The sequence below is a fragment of the Aquibium sp. ELW1220 genome, assembly GCF_030398385.1.
Lineage (GTDB): Bacteria > Pseudomonadota > Alphaproteobacteria > Rhizobiales > Rhizobiaceae > Aquibium.
This window is the reverse complement of sequence record NZ_JAOAOQ010000058.1, coordinates 1-19,985: the sequence shown is the minus strand read 5'-3', so window position 1 is coordinate 19,985 and position 19,985 is coordinate 1. Positions and strand designations below refer to the sequence as shown.

Annotated in this window: 18 protein-coding genes and 1 pseudogene; 10 read left to right on the top strand and 9 right to left on the bottom strand. The window is 67.0% G+C overall.

The features are described 5' to 3' along the window. Positions 1 to 28: 28 nt before the first annotated feature. The 9 genes from N1F91_RS28490 to N1F91_RS28450 all read left to right on the top strand — a co-directional run bounded on the left by N1F91_RS28490 (position 29) and on the right by N1F91_RS28450 (position 7,267). Positions 29 to 442: a VOC family protein gene (locus N1F91_RS28490; protein WP_289997158.1), complete on the top strand. Its 414-nt coding sequence runs from the start codon at positions 29 to 31 to the stop codon at positions 440 to 442. Further along, positions 439 to 1,086 carry an RdgB/HAM1 family non-canonical purine NTP pyrophosphatase gene (gene rdgB / locus N1F91_RS28485; RefSeq protein ID WP_289997156.1) on the top strand — a complete coding sequence of 216 codons (648 nt, stop codon included), beginning with the start codon at positions 439 to 441 and terminating at the stop codon, positions 1,084 to 1,086. Before N1F91_RS28490 ends, rdgB begins: the two co-directional genes overlap by 4 nt. Continuing rightward, positions 1,083 to 2,285 (top strand): radical SAM family heme chaperone HemW, encoded by a 1,203-nt coding sequence (gene hemW / locus N1F91_RS28480; RefSeq protein WP_289997154.1) that lies wholly within the window; start codon positions 1,083 to 1,085, stop codon positions 2,283 to 2,285. The genes rdgB and hemW overlap by 4 nt, the downstream gene beginning before the upstream one ends. Before the next feature lie 62 nt (positions 2,286 to 2,347). Then, positions 2,348 to 2,758 carry a hypothetical protein gene (locus N1F91_RS28475; RefSeq protein WP_289997152.1) on the top strand — a complete coding sequence of 137 codons (411 nt, stop codon included), beginning with the start codon at positions 2,348 to 2,350 and terminating at the stop codon, positions 2,756 to 2,758. Beyond that, positions 2,740 to 3,213, top strand: a complete 474-nt coding sequence (locus tag N1F91_RS28470) for a hypothetical protein (protein WP_289997151.1) — start codon at positions 2,740 to 2,742, stop codon at positions 3,211 to 3,213. The genes N1F91_RS28475 and N1F91_RS28470 overlap by 19 nt, the downstream gene beginning before the upstream one ends. Positions 3,214 to 3,401: 188 nt before the next feature. Further along, positions 3,402 to 4,301, top strand: a complete 900-nt coding sequence (gene rsmI, locus N1F91_RS28465; protein ID WP_289997150.1) for a 16S rRNA (cytidine(1402)-2'-O)-methyltransferase — start codon at positions 3,402 to 3,404, stop codon at positions 4,299 to 4,301. After that, positions 4,291 to 4,668, top strand: a complete 378-nt coding sequence (locus tag N1F91_RS28460) for a YraN family protein (RefSeq protein WP_289997149.1) — start codon at positions 4,291 to 4,293, stop codon at positions 4,666 to 4,668. Before rsmI ends, N1F91_RS28460 begins: the two co-directional genes overlap by 11 nt. 73 nt (positions 4,669 to 4,741) lie before the next feature. Continuing rightward, positions 4,742 to 5,575, top strand: coding sequence for a cyclase family protein (locus tag N1F91_RS28455; protein ID WP_289997148.1), 834 nt, complete (start codon positions 4,742 to 4,744; stop codon positions 5,573 to 5,575). Positions 5,576 to 5,656: 81 nt separating this feature from the next. Then, positions 5,657 to 7,267 (top strand): GMC family oxidoreductase N-terminal domain-containing protein, encoded by a 1,611-nt coding sequence (locus tag N1F91_RS28450; RefSeq protein ID WP_289997147.1) that lies wholly within the window; start codon positions 5,657 to 5,659, stop codon positions 7,265 to 7,267. 121 nt (positions 7,268 to 7,388) lie between these two features. Here N1F91_RS28450 and N1F91_RS28445 read toward each other — a convergent pair whose 3' ends face one another. After that, entirely contained in the window at positions 7,389 to 8,765 is a 1,377-nt protein-coding gene (locus N1F91_RS28445) for a cytochrome P450 (RefSeq protein ID WP_289997145.1), read from the bottom strand. A 323-nt stretch (positions 8,766 to 9,088) separates the two neighbouring features. Here N1F91_RS28445 and gyrB point away from each other — a divergent pair, with 323 nt between their 5' ends. Continuing rightward, on the top strand, positions 9,089 to 11,536 hold the full coding sequence (gene gyrB / locus N1F91_RS28440; protein WP_289997143.1) for a DNA topoisomerase (ATP-hydrolyzing) subunit B: 2,448 nt from the start codon (positions 9,089 to 9,091) through the stop codon (positions 11,534 to 11,536). A gap of 215 nt (positions 11,537 to 11,751) precedes the next feature. Here the strand turns inward: gyrB and N1F91_RS28435 are convergent, their stop codons facing one another. The 8 genes and pseudogenes from N1F91_RS28435 to N1F91_RS28400 form a co-directional block, all read right to left on the bottom strand. Continuing rightward, positions 11,752 to 12,165, bottom strand: a complete 414-nt coding sequence (locus N1F91_RS28435) for a DUF305 domain-containing protein (RefSeq protein ID WP_289997142.1) — start codon at positions 12,163 to 12,165, stop codon at positions 11,752 to 11,754. A gap of 21 nt (positions 12,166 to 12,186) precedes the next feature. Further along, complete coding sequence (locus N1F91_RS28430; protein ID WP_289997141.1) at positions 12,187 to 12,564, bottom strand: hypothetical protein; 378 nt, start codon at positions 12,562 to 12,564, stop codon at positions 12,187 to 12,189. Between the two features lie 23 nt (positions 12,565 to 12,587). Next, on the bottom strand, positions 12,588 to 15,713 hold the full coding sequence (locus N1F91_RS28425) for an efflux RND transporter permease subunit (RefSeq protein ID WP_289997139.1): 3,126 nt from the start codon (positions 15,711 to 15,713) through the stop codon (positions 12,588 to 12,590). 6 nt (positions 15,714 to 15,719) lie between these two features. Beyond that, positions 15,720 to 17,423, bottom strand: a complete 1,704-nt coding sequence (locus N1F91_RS28420; RefSeq protein ID WP_289997138.1) for an efflux RND transporter periplasmic adaptor subunit — start codon at positions 17,421 to 17,423, stop codon at positions 15,720 to 15,722. A gap of 164 nt (positions 17,424 to 17,587) precedes the next feature. Further along, a complete protein-coding gene (locus N1F91_RS28415; protein WP_289997137.1) occupies positions 17,588 to 17,770 on the bottom strand; it encodes a hypothetical protein in 183 nt (60 codons plus the stop codon). Positions 17,771 to 18,147: 377 nt separating this feature from the next. Next, positions 18,148 to 18,936 carry a potassium channel family protein gene (locus N1F91_RS28410; RefSeq protein WP_289997136.1) on the bottom strand — a complete coding sequence of 263 codons (789 nt, stop codon included), beginning with the start codon at positions 18,934 to 18,936 and terminating at the stop codon, positions 18,148 to 18,150. Between the two features lie 91 nt (positions 18,937 to 19,027). Further along, entirely contained in the window at positions 19,028 to 19,795 is a 768-nt protein-coding gene (locus tag N1F91_RS28405) for a class II aldolase and adducin N-terminal domain-containing protein (protein ID WP_289997134.1), read from the bottom strand. A 74-nt stretch (positions 19,796 to 19,869) separates the two neighbouring features. Further along, a pseudogene (locus N1F91_RS28400) lies at positions 19,870 to 19,985 on the bottom strand (ISAs1 family transposase); the annotation flags it as partial.

Here is a 19,985-nt window from a genome sequence, read left to right as displayed (position 1 = left end):
CCGGCCGCGACAAGACAGGGGACCGGACATGACGCCAGCGGCGATCCTCGAATCCGCGCTCTACGTGGCCGATCTCGACGCGGCCGAGGCCTTCTACGGCGACGTTCTCGGGCTGGAGCGCATCGCCAAGGTGGATGGTCGCCACGTCTTCTTCCGCTGCGGGCCTGGCATCCTGCTGCTGTTCCAGCCGGACGCGACGATGGTTCCGCCGGCGCCCGAGGCCAGGCTGCCGGTCCCGCCGCACGGCGCGCGTGGCCAGGGCCACCTCTGCTTCTCGGCTTCGGCGGACGAGATCGACCGCTGGAAGGCGCATCTTCTGGCCAGCGGCATTGCCGTCGAGGCCGATTTCGAATGGCCGCAGGGCGGCCGGTCCATCTATTTCCGCGATCCGTCCGGCAACTCGCTGGAATTCGCCGAACCACGCATCTGGGGCATCGCATGAACTCTCTCGCCGGGCGGAAGATCGTCGTTGCCAGCCACAATGCGGGCAAGCTGCGGGAGTTCGCCGAGCTGATGGCGCCCTTCGGCATCGAGGCGGCGTCGGCGAAGGACTACGGCCTGCCCGAGCCGGAGGAGACCGGCACGACGTTCGAGGAAAACGCCTACATCAAGGCTTTTGCGGCAGCGAAGGCGACCGGCCTGCCGGCGATGTCGGACGATTCGGGGCTCTGCGTCGATGCGCTGGACGGTGCGCCGGGGGTCTACACCGCCGACTGGGCATCGCGTCCCGACGGCAGCCGCGACTTCATGATGGCGATGGAGAAGACCGAGGCGCTGCTGGCCGGGAAGGGCGCCACCGAGCCCGCGCAGCGGACCGGCCGCTTCGTGGCGGTGCTGTGCCTGTGCGAACCCGATGGGACGGCCGAGTATTTCCGCGGCGAGGCGGAGGGGACGCTGGTCTGGCCGCCGCGCGGCAGCGACGGCTTCGGCTACGATCCGGTCTTCCAGCCGGACGGCTTCGACGTCACCTTCGGCGAGATGACCGCCGAACAGAAACATGGCTGGAAACCCGGGCAGGAGACCGCGCTGTCGCACCGCGCGCGCGCCTTCCAGAAATTCGCCCGGGCCAGACTGGGTTCGGCATGACGGTTCTCGGGTTTCGCGCGACGCCGGATGGCAGCAGGCTGCTGGAGGATGACCGGTCTCCCGGTTTCGGCGTCTACGTGCACTGGCCCTTCTGCGCGGCGAAATGCCCTTACTGCGACTTCAACTCGCATGTCCGCCACCAGCCGCCGGACCAGGCACGCTTCGCCCGCGCCTTCGAGAACGAACTCGCCTCGATGCGGGCGCAGTCCGGTCCGCGTACGGTCACCAGCGTCTTCCTCGGCGGCGGCACGCCCTCGCTGATGGAGCCGGGAACCGTCGGCGCCATTCTCGACGCCATCGCCGCGAACTGGACGGTGCCGGCGGGGATCGAGGTGACGATGGAGGCCAATCCGTCGTCGGTGGAGGCGGAACGGTTCCGCGGCTATCGGGCGGCCGGCGTCAACCGCGTCTCGCTCGGCGTCCAGGCTCTGAACGACCGCGACCTGAAGTTCCTCGGCCGGCTGCACAGCGTCGAGGAGGCGCTGAAGGCGATCGAACTCGCCCGCGCGACCTTCCCGCGTCTCTCTTTCGACCTGATCTATGCCCGTCCCGGCCAGACGCTGGAGGGCTGGGAGGCCGAACTCAGGCGGGCTATCGGCTACGCCGCCGACCATCTGTCGCTCTACCAGCTGACCATCGAGGAGGGCACGCCCTTCTTCGCGCTGCACGCGGCGAAGAAGTTCGCCATTCCGGATCCCGACCTGGCGGCGGATCTCTACCAGCTGACGCAGGAGGTGACGGCCGCGCACGGTCTGCCCGCCTACGAGATCTCCAACCATGCGCGGCCAGGCGCGGAAAGCCGCCACAACCTGACCTACTGGCGCTATGGCGAATATGTCGGCGTCGGCCCCGGCGCGCATGGCCGCTTCATCGCCGAGGGCACGCGAACGGTCACGATGGCCGAGCGCCACCCCGAGCGCTGGCTTGCGCTGGTCGAGCAGCAGGGCCACGGCGTCGCCGATGGAGAGGAACTGACGCGCGACGAGGAGGCAGACGAGTTCCTGCTGATGGGCTTGCGGCTCGTCGAGGGTCTCGACCTCGTGCGCTACACCGAACTCGCCGGCCGCCCCCTGCCGCAGGAGCGCATCGCGATCCTGCAGGAGGAGGGTCTCGTCGCCCCCATCGGCAACTCCCGCCTGCGCGCGACGCCGGCGGGCATGATCGTCCTCGATGCGGTGGTGGCGGACCTGGCGCGGTAGGGGCGCGTTGCAAGCGGGCAAATAACCGTAGATTGTGGAGCAGCTTCTTCGCGGGGTGCCCCATGAATCGCCGGGAGTGGGAAAGGCAGGCGCAGTCGCACGCCAGGAGTGCCCAGTCGCTGATCCATACGAAACATTTTGACGCCGCCTATCATCTGGCGGGACTGGCGGTTGAGTGCGCGCTCAAATCACGGATCGCGTCGATGTTTCGCGCGAGCGACATCCCCGACAAACGACTCGTCAACGACGTCCATACACACGACTTGTCGGTGCTCATCCGGATCGCGGGACTGCGGGATCGTCTTGCGGCCGAGCAGCAGATCAATGCGCAGTTCGACGCCAACTGGAAGACGGTGGCGACATGGAGCATCGATTCGCGCTATCGTAGCTGGACGCAGGCCGAAGCGACCGCGCTGGTCAACGCCGTGACAGAACGCGGTACGGGAGTGCTCTCATGTATAAGACGGTTCTGACGGAGCAGGATACGAACGCGGGCCTCCTTGTCGTCAAGGCTCTGGATGCGGCCGGTTTGCCGATTGCCTTTGCAGGCTGGATCAAGACGGACGACTCTCCAGCCTGGCTGCTTCATGTGGCGAGTCCGGATGTACAGACTTTTGGACCGACGGCCGTTATCAGGCTGATTGGAGAGCTTGCAGCATTACTCAGCATACCAATCGCAACGGACGACATCACGGTCGCGAACACCACGAACAGTTTCCTGACCAGGATTGATGCACGTGATTATGATATCGAGAAGGATAAACATCCTTTCGAAGTGTCAGCGCGGGGGAGGGTCCTCGGCTACTTTGACGGCAAGTCCATAGAGGACAGCTTCGTCTACCGTGTCGACCGGCATGTCAGGGCGTCGGATAAGCCCGTGAAGGTGACGAAACAGGTCGTTGAGAAGGCCAAGAAGCTTGCGGCTTGAGTGCCTTCGACGGAGGTCCAGTCGGCGCTGCAAATGGGCGCGTCATGCTACCTCGATCAATTGGCGCTCTGGCATTGGCGAGACCTACCGCGGAGAGCATCTCGCTGCAGAATCGGCCGAAACGGTCTTCGATCGAATCAGGACTGATCGACCTACCCAATGCTGTATCTGGATTTTGAATAGATCACATGACGCCACCTCCGACCTTCCTGGTCCATCAGACCGTCATCCCCGCCCGTCCCCTTGAGCCGGCGCTCTATCTGGTGGCGACGCCGATCGGGAACCTGGGCGACGTGACGCTGCGGGCGCTGGAGACGCTGGCGGCGGTCGACATCGTCGCCTGCGAGGACACCCGCGTCAGCCGCGTGCTCTTCGACCGCTACGGTATCCGCCAGAAGCTGACCGCCTATCACGAGCACAATGCGCAGGTGGCGGGGCCGCGCCTGCTTGCCGATCTCGCCGAGGGAAAGGCGGTGGCGCTGATCTCCGACGCCGGCACGCCGCTCGTTTCCGATCCCGGCTACCGGCTGGTCGGCGAGGCGATCGCGGCGGGCTTCCGCGTCGTGCCGATCCCCGGTGCTTCTGCGGTGCTCGCGGCGCTGACGGCGAGCGGCCTGCCGTCCGACGCCTTCTTCTTCGCCGGCTTCCTTCCCGCAAGGGATGGCCAGCGCCGCACGCGGCTCGAGGCGGTGAAGGCAGTGCCGGGAACGCTGATCTTCTATGAATCGCCGAACCGGGTGGCCGACAGCCTCGCCGCCATGCGCGACGTGCTGGGCGGCGAGCGCGAAGCCGCAGTCGGCCGCGAGTTGACCAAGACCTTCGAGGAGATGCGGCGCGGCAGCCTGGCAGCCCTCGCCGAGCACTACGAAGCGGCGTCGACGCCGAAAGGCGAGATCGTCGTCTGCGTTGCCCCGCCGGGCGAGGCGGCGGCGGATGCGCCTGAGGACGTCGACCGGCTGCTCTTGTCGCTCGCGGCCGAAATGCCGACCTCCAAGGCCGCCGGCGAAGCCGCCCGGATGACCGGCCAGTCCAAGCAGACGCTCTACAGGCGGCTTCTGGAGCTGAAGGAGGAGGGCGGTGGCGGCTGACGGACGCGACCGGCGCTTCGTCGCCTATCGCAAGGGCCACCGCGGCGAGTGGCTGGCCGCGCTCGCCCTGATGCTCAAGGGCTACCGCATCGTCGCCCGCCGCCATCGCACGAAGCTCGGCGAGATCGACCTGATCGCCCGTCGCGGCGACCTCGTCGCCATCGTCGAGGTCAAGGCGCGCGCGACGCTGATCCAGGCCATGGACGCGGTGGGCTTCGAGGCGCAGCGCCGCATCGAGGGCGCGGCCGACCTGTGGCTGTCGAGGCAGCGGGACCATGCCCGCCTGTCGCTGCGCTTCGACATCGTCGCGGTGCTGCCGCGGCGCTGGCCGGTGCATGTCGAGAATGCCTTCCAGGGCCGCAACTGATCCTTGCGCGCGCATTCCCGGCGGATCATTCTGCCCCTGATGCGGCTAAACAATAACCTGCGGAGTATTCGATATGTGCCATCATTGCGTGATCGACGGGGTGAAGAAGAGCATGCTGTCGCGGCGTGACCTGTTCCGGGGTGCGGCCGTGGCCGCCGGGGCCGCTGCGATCGGGGTCGCGGCAAAGCCGCAGCCGCTGTTTGCCCAGGCTGCGATGCCGACCAAGGCCGAGGATCTCACCCACGAACTCTACGACATGTTCCCGACCTTCTTCGGCGAGCAGCAGGTCTTCTACGATCAGAAGTTCAACTATGCCGAACACAAGTTCAACCTGTTCGAGCTGCGCGTCAACGAGCACACCGGCACCCACATCGACGCGCCGCTGCATTTTTCGGAGGACGGCAAGTCGGTGGCCGAGATCCCGGTGGTCGACCTCGTCTGCCCGCTGGCCGTCGTCGACATCCGCGCCAAGGCCGCCGAGAACGCCGATGCGCAGGTGACGCCCGACGACATCAAGGCCTGGACGTCCGCGAACGGTGACCTGCCGGCCGGCGCCTGCGTCGCCATGCTCTCCGGCTGGGGCCAGCACGTCGCGACGGAGAAGTTCCGCAACGTCGGCGCCGACGGCAAGACCATGCATTTCCCGGGCTTCCACATCGAAGCCGCGCAGATGCTGATGGAATCCTCCTCCGGCGTGAAGGGCATCGCCGTCGACACGCTGTCGCTCGACTACGGCATGTCGCCCGACTTCGCCGTGCACTACGCCTGGCTGCCGTCGGGCCGGTGGGGCCTGGAATGCATCGCCAACCTGGAAGCCATGCCGGCGACCGGCGGCACCATCGTCGTCGGCGCGCCGAAGGTGCGTGGCGGCACGGGCGGCCCCTCGCGCGTCTTCGGCATGGCCTGACACCGGCTCTCCCTCTGGACAAGCGCCTCGCGGGGCGCTTGTCTTGCACCTGCCGCAGGGAGGTCGCGGTGGGGGGCGAGGATGACGTTCGATTATCTGATCGCCGGCGGGGGTTCCGCCGGTGCGACGCTCGCGGCGAGGCTCTCGGAAGACCCTGCCGTCAGCGTCTGCCTGCTGGAGGCCGGTGGCGACGGGCGCGACCTGCTGGTGCGCGTGCCGGTCGGCGTGGCCGCGATGCTGCCGGGACGGCCGACGAAGATCAACAACTGGTGCTTCGAGACCGTGCCGCAGCCTGGGCTCGGCGGTCGCAGGGGCTACCAGCCGCGCGGCAAGGCGCTTGGCGGATCGAGCGCCATCAACGCCATGCTCTACGTGCGCGGCCATCCCTCCGATTATGACGGCTGGGCCGATCTCGGCTGCGAGGGCTGGGGCTGGAACGACGTCCTGCCATGGTTCCGCAAGGCGGAGGGCAACGTGCGCGGCGCCGACCGACTGCACGGTGCCGACGGGCCGCTGAAGGTGCGCGACCAGCCGAGCCCGCGGGCCATCAGCCGGGCCTTCGTCGAGGCCTGCGGCCGCCTCCAGATTCGCCGCAACGACGATTTCAACGGACCCGACCAGGAAGGTGCCGGGCTCTACCAGGTCACCCAGTTCTTCGACGGTGCGCATCGCGGCGAGCGCTGCTCGGCGGCGGCGGCCTACCTCCATCCGGTCATGGTCCGGCCGAACCTGACGGTGATCACCGGCGCGCACGTGACGCGGATCGCCATCGAGGGCAGGCGGGCGACCGGCCTGCACTACCGCGTCGGCCGGGGGGAGCGCTTGGCCCGCGCCGCGCGCGAGGTGATCGTCTCTGCCGGGGCTTTCGGCTCGCCGCAACTGCTGCTCCTGTCCGGCATCGGCCCGGCCGACGAGTTGAAGAGCCATGGCCTGCCGGTCGTCCACGAACTGCCCGGCGTCGGCCGAAACCTGCAGGACCATCTCGACTTCGTGCTGACGTGGCGGTCGCGGCGGACCGATCTCTTCGGCATCGGGCTGCGCGGCGGCCTGGCGCTGGCGGGGCAGGTCGGCGCATGGCGGAGGGACGGCTCGGGTCCACTCGCCTCGCCCATCGCGGAGGCGGGCGCCTTCGTGAAGTCGCGGCCGGAGCTCGACCGGCCCGACCTGCAGCTCCACTTCTGCGCCGGCATCGTCGACGACCACACGCGCAAGATACGCCTTGGCTTCGGCTTCTCCAGCCATGTCTGCGTGCTGCGGCCCTTCTCCCGCGGCAGCGTGGGGTTGGTGGATGCCAACCCGCTGTCGGCCCCGCGCATCGATCCCGCCTTCCTGGCGGACCGGCGCGACGCAGACCTGTTGCTGAACGGCGCAAAGCTGATGCGCGAGATCCTCGCCGCCGAGCCGCTGGCGCCGTATCGCCACAAGGAGCTCTACCTGAACGGACCCGTATCCGATCTCGAGCTCATGCAGCACATCCGCGCCCGCGCCGACACGATCTACCATCCGGTCGGCACCTGCCGGATGGGCATCGACGACGCGGCGGTCACCGACCCGCAGCTGCGGGTGCGCGGCATGGAAGGCCTGCGCGTGGTGGACGCCTCTGTGATGCCGACGCTGGTGGGCGGCAACACCAACGCGCCGACGATCATGATTGCGGAAAAGGCGGCGGCGTTGATCCGGCGAGCCGCCTGAGCCGGCGAGTCGAGAAATGCGGGGACAGTTTACCGAATTCGGCCCCGTTAAAGCCGTCATCCACAGCGGCCGGAGGCCGAATTCGGTCAACTGTCCCCGCACCTCCCGGTCATGCGGCGGATCAGCCCCGCGGCGTCACCTTCATTGGCAGGCCGCCGCCCGGCTGCGTCGTGAGCCTCTGCACCGGCCAGGGCCGCGTCGTGGGCAGCATGTCGAACCGGTAGCGCGACATCAGCGTTGCGAGCGCGATGACCGCTTCCTGCATGGCGAAGCTCGCGCCGATGCAGATGCGCGGCCCGGCGCCGAAGGGGAGGTACTGGTAGCGGTCGATGCGCTCGCGGTTGCCGGGCAGGAAGCGCGCCGGCATGAACGCTTCCGGATCGTCCCACAGCTTGCGATGGCGGTGCACCGTCCAGGGCATGATCTGGACCTGGGTGCCCTTCTCGATGACGAGTTCGCCGAAGGCGTCGTCCTCGATGGCCTCGCGGCTGATCGAAGCAGCCGGCGGATAAAGCCGCATCGCCTCCTCGAAGGCCGCGCGGGTGACCGGCATTGCGTCGAGCCATTTCACCGGATCCGGCTCGCGCGCCAGAACGGCGTCGATCTCCACCTCCACCTTGTCGCGCTCCCAATGGGCCCCCGCAAGGCAGTAGAGCGTCCAGCCGAGCGCCCGCGCCGTCGTCTCGTGGCCCGCGCCGATGAAGGTGATGATGTTGTCGGCGATCTCCTCGCGCGACAGGCCCTGCGGCCCCTCGGCCCTGAGGAGCAGCGTCAGAAAGTCGTTCGGCGCGCCGTCGGCATCGCGCGCCAGCCTGCTTCGGCGCAGCTGCGCCGTGTCGGCGACGAGCTTGCGGAAGAAGGTCATGGTCCGGCGTCCCCGGATGTGGGTGAAACGCGGCAGCCAGTCGGGCGCGCCCAGCAGATCGAGCGGATCGACCCGGCCCATCGTCTCGAACAGGTGGTCGACCTGCCGGGCGAAGGTTCCTGGCTCGCCGGCGATCTCGCCCGAGAACAGCGTCTCGGCCAGGATGTCGTAGGTCAGCAGGGTCATGTCATGCGCGAGGTCGATCGTTCCGGTCTGGCCGGCATAGCGGCCTGCGAAGGCCTGCGCGCTCTTCAGCATGGGTGCGGCGAAGCCGTGGATGTGACGCGGCGTGAAAACCGGCGCCATCGCCTTGCGCGAACGCTTCCAGATCTCGCCCTCCGCGGTGAGAAGCCCGTCGCGCAGGATCGGCCGAAGGATCTTCTGCCGCACCCGTCCCATCCGGTAGTTCCGGACGTTGTCCACCAGCACGTGGCGGATGAGACCCGGGTCGTTGGCAACCAGCAGCGGCCCGCCGATGCCGCCTTTCAGCGAGACCCATGGCTCGTTGTAGGAGGGTTCCCCCCAGAGTTCGAGCGGATTGCGATAGACGATCCGCAGCATCTGCAGCGCCGAGGGCGGGCGGGTGCGCGGCTTGGGGGCGGGCGGTACGAAGGCAGCGGGTTTGGCGTCCATGTCGGGCCTGTTCCTGTCGGGGCGATCCTACCGCGTGAGCGGCCGCAAGCACAGACGGCGATTGGCCTGGGCCTGCGGCAACGCGGCGCGCGCCGGTGCCGTTCCGCACGATCGGTCGACGAACCCCGGTTCCCGCGCCGCCGCCGGGACCCCGAGGTGGCGCCATTGCTCCGGACTGCTGCGGCGGCGGCAGCCGACGTGGATAAATCGGCCCATTCCTTTGGAATGGTGGCTTGAAAACCTATATGAAGGAAGCCTATGGCCGATGCGATTCGCCGCCCTCTGGCGCGGCGTTGCAAGACAGATTGAAAGAACGGAATTTCATGACCGAAACGCCCGAACCGATCCCCGGCGAAGAGGCCGAGTATGGCGCCGAGTCCATCCGGGTTCTCAAGGGGCTGGACGCCGTTCGCAAGCGGCCGGGCATGTATATCGGCGACACCGACGACGGCTCGGGCCTGCACCACATGGTCTACGAGGTCGTCGACAATGCCATCGACGAGGCGCTGGCCGGCCACGCGACGAAGGTGACCGTGACGCTGAACGCCGACGGCTCCTGCACGGTGACCGACAACGGCCGCGGCATCCCGACCGACATCCACAAGGGCGAGGGCGTCTCGGCGGCGGAGGTCATCATGACCCAGCTGCACGCGGGCGGAAAGTTCGACCAGAACTCCTACAAGGTTTCGGGCGGCCTGCACGGCGTCGGCGTCTCGGTCGTCAACGCGCTGTCGGTGTGGCTCAAGCTGAAGGTCCGCCGCAAGGGCCGGATCCACGAGATGTCCTTCACCCATGGCGTTCCGGACTCGCCGCTGATCGAGACCGGCGATGCCGGGACGGAGACCGGGACCGAGGTCACGTTCCAGCCGTCGCCCGACACGTTCACGATGGTCAATTTCGACTACGGCACGCTGGAGCACCGGCTGCGCGAACTCGCCTTCCTGAACTCGGGCGTCCGCATCATCCTGACCGACCGGCGCCCCGCCGACGTCAAGCAGATCGAGCTTTTTTATGAGGGAGGCCTGGAGGAATTCGTCAAATACCTCGACCGCGCCAAGAAGCCGCTGATCGACAAGCCCATCTCCATCAATGCCGAGCGTGACGGCATGACCGTCGAGGTGGCGATGTGGTGGAACGACAGCTACCACGAGAACGTGCTGGCCTTCACCAACAACATCCCGCAGCGCGACGGCGGCACGCATCTGGCCGGCTTTCGCGGCGCGCTGACGCGTCAGGTGACCGGTTATGCCGAATCGTCGGGCGTGACCAAGAAGGAAAAGGTGACGCTGACCGGCGACGACTGCCGCGAGGGCCTGACGGCGGTTCTCTCGGTCAAGGTGCCGGACCCGAAATTCTCCTCCCAGACCAAGGACAAGCTGGTCTCGTCGGAAGTTCGTCCGGTCGTCGAAGGCCTCGTCAACGAGGCCCTCGGCACCTGGTTCGAGGAGCATCCGACCGAATCGAAGATCCTGGTCGCCAAGGTGGTGGAGGCTGCCGCCGCGCGCGAGGCCGCCCGCAAGGCGCGCGAACTGACCCGCCGCAAGGGCGTGCTCGACATCACCTCGCTGCCCGGCAAGCTGGCCGACTGCCAGGAGCGCGATCCGGCCAAATCCGAGATCTTCATCGTCGAGGGTGACTCGGCCGGCGGCTCGGCCAAGGGCGGGCGGTCGCGCCAGAACCAGGCGATCCTGCCGCTGCGCGGCAAGATCCTCAACGTCGAGCGCGCCCGCTTCGACCGCATGCTCGGCTCCGACATGATCGGCACGCTGATCACCGCGCTCGGCACCTCGATCGGCAAGGACGAGTTCAACGCCGACAAGCTGCGCTACCACAAGATCATCATCATGACGGACGCCGACGTCGACGGCGCCCACATCCGCACCCTGCTGCTCACCTTCTTCTTCCGCCAGATGCCGGAGCTGATCGAGCGCGGGCACCTCTATATCGCCCAGCCGCCGCTCTACAAGGTGAGCCGCGGCAAGAGCTCGCAGTACCTCAAGGACGAGCAGGCCTTCGAGGAGTATCTGATCACGTCCGGCCTCGACGAGGCCTCGCTGCAGCTCGCCTCCGGCGAGGTCCGCGCTGGCCAGGACCTGCGCGCCGTCATCGACGATGCGCTGGCCGTGCGCACGCTGATCAGCGGCCTGCACACCCGCTACGACCGTTCCGTGGTGGAGCAGGCGGCGATCGCGGGCGCCCTGACCGCCAACGCCTTCGACGACCTCGGCCGCGCTAACGCCATGGCGACGCGGATCGCCGAACGGCTCGACATCATCGCCGAGGAAACCGAGCGCGGCTGGACCGGCCGCACCTCGATCTCCAACGAAGGCCCCGGCGGCTACGTGCTGGAGCGCACCGTGCGCGGCGTGAAGGAGAGCGTGACGCTCGACACCGGCCTGATCGCCTCGGCCGACGCGCGCCAGCTCGACCGCTATGCGCAGCGCCTGGCGGAGATCTACGGCGATCCGCCGCTGCTGCGCCGCAAGGACAAGTCCGAACCGATCGCCGGCCCGATGCAGCTTCTGGAAGGCGTCTTCGCCACCGGCCGCCGCGGCCTGTCGATGCAGCGCTACAAGGGCCTCGGCGAGATGAACGCCGAGCAGCTGTGGGAAACGACGCTCGATCCGAACGTCCGCTCGCTGCTGCAGGTGCGGGTGGCGGACGCCACCGACGCGGATTCGCTGTTCTCCCGCCTGATGGGCGACGAGGTGGAGCCGCGCCGCGAGTTCATCCAGGACAACGCGCTGAGCGTGGCGAACCTGGATATCTGAGGGGGCTCACGAAATCACCGGGACTTGGGGGAACGTCCTCCAACGCCAGGGGCCGGTCTCCGGGGCCGGATTGCAAGAGCCCTCGCAGGGGCGTCCACATGGGTTCCTGCGAGGGGTATCGACACGACGGAGAGCTTTGCCTTTTCGTCTGGACGATCAGGCAAGGTCTCCTGGCGGTTTTCGGGTCGCACCGGGTTTGAACAGTCCAGGCCGCGTTACTTTCGGTTCTTATCCAGCCACGCCTGCATCTCGGCGATTTCCTTCTCTTGTGCGGCGATGATCGCCTCCGCCATCGTCCTGGTCGACGGGTCGGTGGCGTGTTGCAGGGCGACTTTCGCCATGTCGATCGCGCCCTGATGATGGGGGATCATCTTCAGCCGGAAGTCGACATCCGGATTGCCCGTGTAGATGACGGCCATGCCGCGCATCATGTCCGTGTCGGCCTGTTTGTAGGCTCTGGTCGCGTCGCTGTCGCCGTCCACGGGCATCATCATCTCCATCATGCCCTGCATGTCCTCCATCTTCATCATGCCGCCCGAACCATGCATGCCGTGATTCATCTGCGCGAGGGCGGCACCGGCCGCAGCCGTGACCGCGACGGCGGCAATAAGCGTCTTGAGCGTCTTCATGGTGCTTCTCCTTGGTTAGTTTCAGTTGTTGACGAAACGGGCCTGGATGCCGTGGCCATCGGCCAGCGTGGCCGAGACCACCACACGCGCGCCCGCGCCGAGTGGCCCTGGCAGCGCCCCGACCAGTCGGTTCGGCGCCTGTGTTCGAAGGGTGATCGTGGATGTCTTGCCCGCGTCCTGCACGATCGCCCGGGCCTTCGTGGTGCCATCGGATGACATGGGCTCTCCATCTTCGCTGGCGAAATGAAGGACGAGAGTGTCGTCCTGCACGGTCATTTCCACGAAGACATCGTGCGTCTCGACGACCGGGCCGCCGTTGGGACCTCTCGTCGCCTCCTGCGCGAACGACGCGGTCACAAGAGCCGCGAACGCCGCGGTCGCCAGTATCAATCGCTTCATGGAATTCTCCTTGTTGTTCGGTTTCAGAAAGCTTCGACCGGGGTCGACACGACCGCCGGTTTCCCGCGCCCGGCCAGGATTCGTTCGAGGGGCTTGCGCCCGAAGGCCAGGAACAGGACCGGGGTGAGGAACGTGTCGAGCAGGGTCGCAGACACGAGGCCGCCGAAGATCGTGACGGCCACCGGGTGGAGGATCTCGCGGCCAGGCTCGCCCGCGCCGATGAGGAGCGGAATGAGCGCCAGTCCAGCCGAAAGCGCCGTCATCAGCACGGGCGACAGCCGTTCGAGACTGCCGCGCACGACCAGTTGGTTGCCGAAGCGTTCGCCCTCGTAGAGTGCCAGGTTGATGTAGTGCGACACCTTCAGGATGCCGTTGCGCGCCGAGATGCCGGCGAGCGTGATAAAGCCGATCATCGAGGCGACCGACAGCGGCTGATCGGCGATGTTGAGCGCGATCACGCTTCCGATCAGGGCGAGCGGGATGTTGCCCATCACGATCAGGGCAAGCACGCCGGACTGATAGCGGCTGTAGAGGACGACGAAGATCAGCACGAGCGACACGAGCGACAGAAGGCCGATCCGGATGCTTGCCTCTTCCTGCGCCTGGAAGGTGCCTTCGAGCGCCGTGACATAGCCTTGTGGCCACTCCGTCGCAGTGATCGCGGCGCGGATGTCGGCCACGATCGCAGCCATGTCGCGCTCGCCGTCCGTGTTGCCGAGGACGGCGATGCGGCGCTGCCCGTTCTCGCGCAGGATCTGGTTGGGCCCGTCTGTCTCCTCGATGGTCGCGATCATGCTGAGGGGGATATGACCGTTCGGCGTCGCGATCAGCAGGTCTTCGAGACCCGTGGTGGAGCGGTCCTGGTCGGACAGCCGCATGACCACGTCGAAGCGCCGGTTGCCCTCGACGATCTGCGAGACCGTCCGGCCGTTCGACATCGTCTCCAGCGCTTCGGTCACCGCGGCGGGCGTCAGCCCGTAGAGGGCGGCGCGGTCGTGATCGACGTCGACCCGCAACTGGGGAATCCGCACCTGCTTCTCGACCTGGAGGTCGACGAGCCCGGGGATACCGGACAGCCGGTCGCGCAGGCCGTCGGCGAGCGTCCGCAATCGGTCGAGGTCGTCGCCGTAGATCTTCAGCGCGATCTCGGCGCGCACGCCCGACAGCATGTGGTCGAGCCGGTGCGAGATCGGCTGTCCGACGTTGAGCGAAGCCGGCAGCACGGCGAGCCTCGACCTGATATCGGCCATGACCGCTTCCTTCGGCCGATCGGACCGCTTCAGATCGACATCGATCTCGGACGAATGGACGCCTTCTGCATGCTCGTCGAGTTCCGCACGGCCCGTGCGTCGTCCGACGGAAACGACTTCGGGCACTTCGGCGATCAGGTTCTCGGCGATCGTTCCGAGGCGGTGGCTCTCGGCAAGTGCGATGCCCGGATTGTAGGCGAGGCTGATCGTCAGCGTGCCCTCGTTGAAGGGTGGCAGGAACGCGCGCGGCAGGAACGTCGCAGCGTAGGCCGCTACGCCGACCCCCAGCACGACCGTGGCGAACAGGAGCGTCCGCTGGCGGAACGCGATCTCGAGCAGTGCGGAATTGCCGCGTTTCAGCTGCCTCACCACGAAGCTGTCGCCATGATTCGCCCGCGTCTGGCCCGAAAGGAGATAGTAGGCGAGCACCGGCGTCACGGTGATCGAGGTGACGAGCGAGGCGAGGATCGAGACGATGTAGGCGACGCCCAGCGGCGCGAACAGCCGCCCCTCGATGCCCGACAGCGCAAACAGCGGGATGAAGACGAGGATGACGATCATGGTGGCGTAGACGATGCCCGACCGCACCTCCTGAGACGCCGACGCGATCACTTCCAGCACCGGACGGGGCGCCGGAAGAAGCCGGTTCTCCTTCAGCCGCCGGATGATGTTCTCGACGTCGACCACGGCGTCATCGACCAGTTCGCCGATCGCGATGGCAAGTCCGCCGAGCGTCATCGTGTTGATGGTCAGCCCGAAGGCCGCAAAGACGAGCACGGTGACCAGGATCGAGATCGGGATGGCGGTCAGCGAGATGAATGTTGCACGCCAGTTCATCAGGAAGAGGATCAGCACGATTGCGACCACGACGGCCGCCTCGACGAGGACCGTCTTCACGTTGTCGACGGACGTCTCGATGAAGGTCGCCTGCCGGAACTGGAGGTTGGTCGCCGAGACGCCGTCGGGCAGCGTGCGCTGGATGTCGGCAAGCGCCTGTTCGATCCTGGCCGTCAGGTCGACAGTGTCGGCTCCGGGCTGCTTCTGGATCGAGACGATCACGGCGGGCTTGCCCTTGAAGCCCGCGTCGCCGCGCTTGACGCGCGGCGCGAAGTCGACATGCGCCACTTGATGAAGGAACACGGCCTGTGTGCCGTCCTTTGCGACCACGGTGTTGCGAAGATCCTCCAGCCGCTGCGTCACCCCGACATTGCGGATCAGATATTCGCGGCCGTTCTGGTCGATGAACCCTCCGCCGGTGTTGGTCCCGAACCGGGCGACCGCTGCCTCGATCTGTTCGTAGGTGACACCAAGCGCCTGCAACGCGGCGACGTTCGGGATGATGCGATACTGCCGCACCTCGCCGCCGATGGGGATGACCTGCGCCACGCCGGCGATGGTCAGAAGTTGCGGACGCATGACGAAATCGGCGATCTCGCGGATTTCCATCGCCGAGACCGTGTCGCTGGTCACCGCGATCAGCATGATCTCGCCCATGATCGACGTGACCGGCCCCATCTGAGGCACCACGCCGTCGGGCAACTGTTCGCCGACCAGCGCCAGCCGCTCTGCCACCAGCTGGCGCGAGCGGTAGATGTCGGTGCCCCAGTCGAACTCGACATAGACGATCGAGAGACCGACGCCCGAAACGGAGCGGACCCGGGTCACGCCGGGCATGCCGTTCATCGAGGTTTCGATCGGGTAGGTGACGAGCTGCTCGACCTCCTGGGGGGCGAGACCGTCTGCCTCCGTCATCAGCGTGACGGTCGGCTTGTTAAGGTCCGGAAAGACGTCGACGGGAACGCGCGGCAGCACCCACGACCCGTAGGCGACGAGAACGAGCGCGGCCGCGATGACGAACAGGCGGTTGCGCAGGCTGGTGGTGACGAGGAAGCTGAACATCGCCGCTCACCGGACCTGGTTGATGAGCTCGGAGCCGCGAACGACGATCCTGTCGCCCTCAGCTATTCCGGCCCGGACGATCACGCGGGTCGCATCGAAGGGCTCGGTCCGAACCGGTCGCGGCTCGAACCGCTCGGCCTCTGCATGCCGCCACACCAGCGTTTCGCCATTCATCCCGTTCAGCACCGCCTCCCGCGGCACGACGAAGGCGGTGATGGCGGCACCATTTCGGGCGAACACCTGGACAGGTTGGCCGATCCCGAGGTTCGGCGACGGGTCGATGATCGAGAACTGCACCCGCGTGGCCTGTTGCTGCAGCGCCTTGCTGAATCCGATGAAGCGGAGTGCGAGCTGCGCGCCATCAGTGGCCAACGCGCTCGCGCCCGAAAGCGTGGCAGGGTCTACCTGGCCATAGACCAGCGCCTCGACCCACACGCCATCGGGATCGATGATCTGGAAGACCGTGTCCTCGGAACCGACGACTTGCCCGGCCACGATGTTGACCGACGCGATCACCCCGTCCACCGGCGCGCGCAGCGTCTCCGGCTCTGAACGGACATCCGCGAAGATGTCGAGCCGTCGGCGCAAGCCGGCAAGTTCGGTTTCGGCGTCACTGACCTGGCTCTGGGCCGACACGCCGCGCGCTGCAAGCGTGCGCGCCCTTTCGAGTTTCGCTTCGGCAACGGCAATCTGCTGTTCGACGGCGCCGATCTGCTCGGCGATCCCGGTCTGGTCGGCCTGTGACAGAGCCTGTTCGACAAGTGCGAGAACGTCTCCCTTCCTCACCCTTTGCCCAAGGATCGGGAGCCCGCCGTCCGGCGACAGGATGCGACCCCCGTTGATGCTCTGGACCAGGCCGGATCGGTTGGGGTCCGCGATGACGCGACCGATCAGACTGACCGCCTTGAACGCTTCCTCGGGCCTTGCCACGATCGTCCGGACATCGAGCAGGCGCTGCGTTGGCTTCGGCAGGAAGATCGAACCATCCGAAAGGCGGCTCGGCGCATTTCCCGCAGGCGCCGGAACGGGAGCCGACCCGTGGTCGTGACCTTCATGGCTGATGGCGACCGCCGTCGTGGCGACCAGCGCTACCCCGGCGGCCAGAGCAAGCGCAACCGCGCGGCGGCTTCGCAGGGAAGCGCCCAGAAGGAACCCGATAGCGAGCGCTGCTCCGCCGATCATGTATGGCTGTGGCACGCTGTACCCGGCCAGCACGATGTCGGGAGCCGTTCCCGGACCCGGGATCGGCTGTGCGGGCGTTGCAGCCGCCGCCGTCGCGGAGGAGCGGGGAAGATCGAGCGTGCCGATCAACAGGTCGTCGCCGGAGGGCGCCGTGATGATGAAGACGATCTCCAGCGGGCCTTGGCCTGAAAACGCGTCGGAGGTGATCTCGAAGGTGCCGTCGCCGTCGGGCGTGGCAGCGATGTCTGTTTCGCCGACAGTCGCGACAATCGTCGCCTCCGGCACCGGCTCGTTGGTCTCGAAGCGGTCGAGATAGAGGCGCAGGGTCTCCTGGTTCAGGATGCCGACCAGTTCGTAGGTCTCGGACTGCGCCGCGACCCGCGGCGACGATAGGGTGTTCGCGGTCGGCTGCGGACCACCATGGTCATGGCCCTCATGTGCCTGGGCAGCGGCGGGAATAACCGTCAGAGCAAGCCATGCGAGAGGCACTCGCAGGCAGCGAAAGACGTCGTTGGTCAGGAACGGCATAGGAGAAAAACCCCGGATGTTCGGCAGCGCGCTGGTGGCGACACAGCCGAGCCGGTCGCCAGGTCAGGTCATGCCGATGGTTCGGGGCGGCCGTTTGAGGCCGGAGGGACCAATGCCGTCGGGAACCTGGCGTCCGACCGCGGGGGCGGTCTGCGGAGGCAGTTTCACCTGAGCGAGCGCAGGCGATGCCAGGCAGGCAATCGTCGAGCAGAACTCTCCGCAGCAGGAATCGCCACTGCCGGCCCCGGCAGTCGACGGCTCTGGATCGCCTGCCAATGAATGATCATGCGCTCCGTGGTCGTGGGAATGATGCGCATGTCCGGTGTCCGCGTGGTCACGATCGACATCACCTGAATGCTCGGCAGCGCCTGCGGGCGTATGAACCGGTACGGTCGCGTGACTGTGGCCTTGGGCGGACCCTGCTCCCTGAAGCACGAACGCGGCTGTCGCAACGAGCACGAGGCTCACTGCGATCATCCGGGCCCATGTGCTTAGTAAGGTCCGCATCGGTCTTCGGCACCAATCGAGAGGGCGTAGCTGCAGCATCCCTGCGGAGGCGGCGAATTCGACGTTCGCGAAAAACCGATCGCAAAAAATCGAAGCGCGACCGCAATTTCCGACAACATGAGCCTTCCCGCAGGTGGAAGGTCAAGAACAAAAGTTCCGCTTGGTCCTCTTCGGACACCAGTCTCGCGAGAGCGGGAAAAACGGGGCTCCCGCCAAGTTACTCCGCCTCCGTCCTTGTCCGCTCCTCCTGTTCGGCCTTGCGCTGCATCTGGATGGCGTCGGAGAACGCGGCGGCAAGGATGCCGGTCGGCATCGCGATCAGGCCGATGCCGGTGATGGCGGTGAAGCCGGCGAGGATGCGGCCGAGCGGCGTGATCGGGAAGACGTCGCCGTAGCCGACGGTGGTGAGCGTGGCGATCGACCACCACATCGCGCGCGGAATGCTGCCGAACCGGTCCGGCTGGACGGTGCCTTCGATCAGGTAGAGCAGGGTCGAGGACACCAAGAGCAGGATGCCGGCGATGGTAAGGCTCATCAGCAGTTCGTACTGGCGCGACTGCACGGCGGCGGTGATGGCGTGGATGGCCTGCGAGAAGCGGCCGAGCCGCGCCAGCCTCAGGATGCGCAGCAGCCGGAACAGCCGCACCACGAAGGCCTCGCTGCCGACGAAGACGAAGAGCCCTGGCAGGATCGCCAGGAGGTCGATCAGCGCCGGGATGGACACCATGTAGCGCAATCGTCCGAAGCGGCCGGCATAGCGCGGCTTCTCCGGCGCGATCCAGATCCGGACGAGATACTCGGCCAGGAAGACGAGCGTGAAGACCGCCTCGATCGCGCTCAGGAAGGCGGAGCGGCGCTCGACGATCGTCGGTTCCGTCTCGATGACGGCGAAGAAGACGGCGACCACGATCAGCGCGGCCAGCGCCTTGTTCAGCGGCGACAGGCCCCGGTGCGGCCAGGCCGTCGGCTCGAGGTTCCGGTAGGCGCGTGCGCGCAGACTGCTCATCGAAGGCCCCCGCGGCAACGCCCCCGTCGCCGCACCGGGCATTTCTACAGCGGGCGTTCGGCGGCGGCAATCGAGGACCGCGAGCGCCTGCTCAGCCGCGGAACGTCGACCCCTCTTCGTCGAGGATCGCCTTCAGCTCGGCGAGGTGGCGGCCGCCCATGGAGACGGGATAGTCGTCGATCTGCCGCGCCACCGTGCGCGCGACCTCGTCGGACAGTCGGCGCAGCGGCTTTCCGGTCCACAGCGCCTTGATGTAGGTCTCGCAGGCGCGCTCGAAGTAATAGAGCCGGTCGAAGGTGTCGGCGACGGTCCGGCCGATCACCAGGACGCCGTGGTTGCCCATCACCATGACCTTGACCCTCGGGTCGGAAAACAGCGCCGCGCAGCGCTCGCCCTCCTCCTCGAAGGCCAGCCCGCCATAGCCGCCGTCGATCACCACGCGCTCGAAGAACATCGCCGAATTCTGGTCGATCGGCGGCAGCGTGGAATCGGCCAGCGAGGCAAGTACGGTGGCGTGGATGGAATGGACGTGCATGGCGCAGCGTGCATGCGGCACGCGCCGGTGCAGCGCGCCGTGCAGGCCCCAGGCGGTGGGGTCCGGCGCGTCGGGCCGCTCCATCGTCGTCGGGTCCTCGGCGTCGATCAGCAAGAGGTCGCTCGCCCGGATGCGCGAGAAATGCATCATGTTCGGGTTGATGAGGAACTGCGTGCCCGCCTCGTCGACGGCGAGCGAGAAGTGGTTCGCCACCGCCTCGTGCATGTTGAGCCGCGCCGTCCAGCGGAATGCGGCGGCGAGGTCGACGCGCTCCTCGTAGTGGGGGAGGTTGGGGCGGCGGTCTGCAATCGCTGTGACGGTCATGGGATCCTCCTTCGGACGATCATCCTGACCCGCCACGCGGCGATGCGCAAGGCGGCCGGCGCAGGCGCATAGGGCTATCGCATTTGGCCGATGATTGATCTGGCGAAGGCGTCGGACCACCCTGCTCGCTTTCGTTTTCGGCTGATGGCGAGTTTGGGTCTGGCGGTTCGCAGGAGGTTGAGCGTCAGTC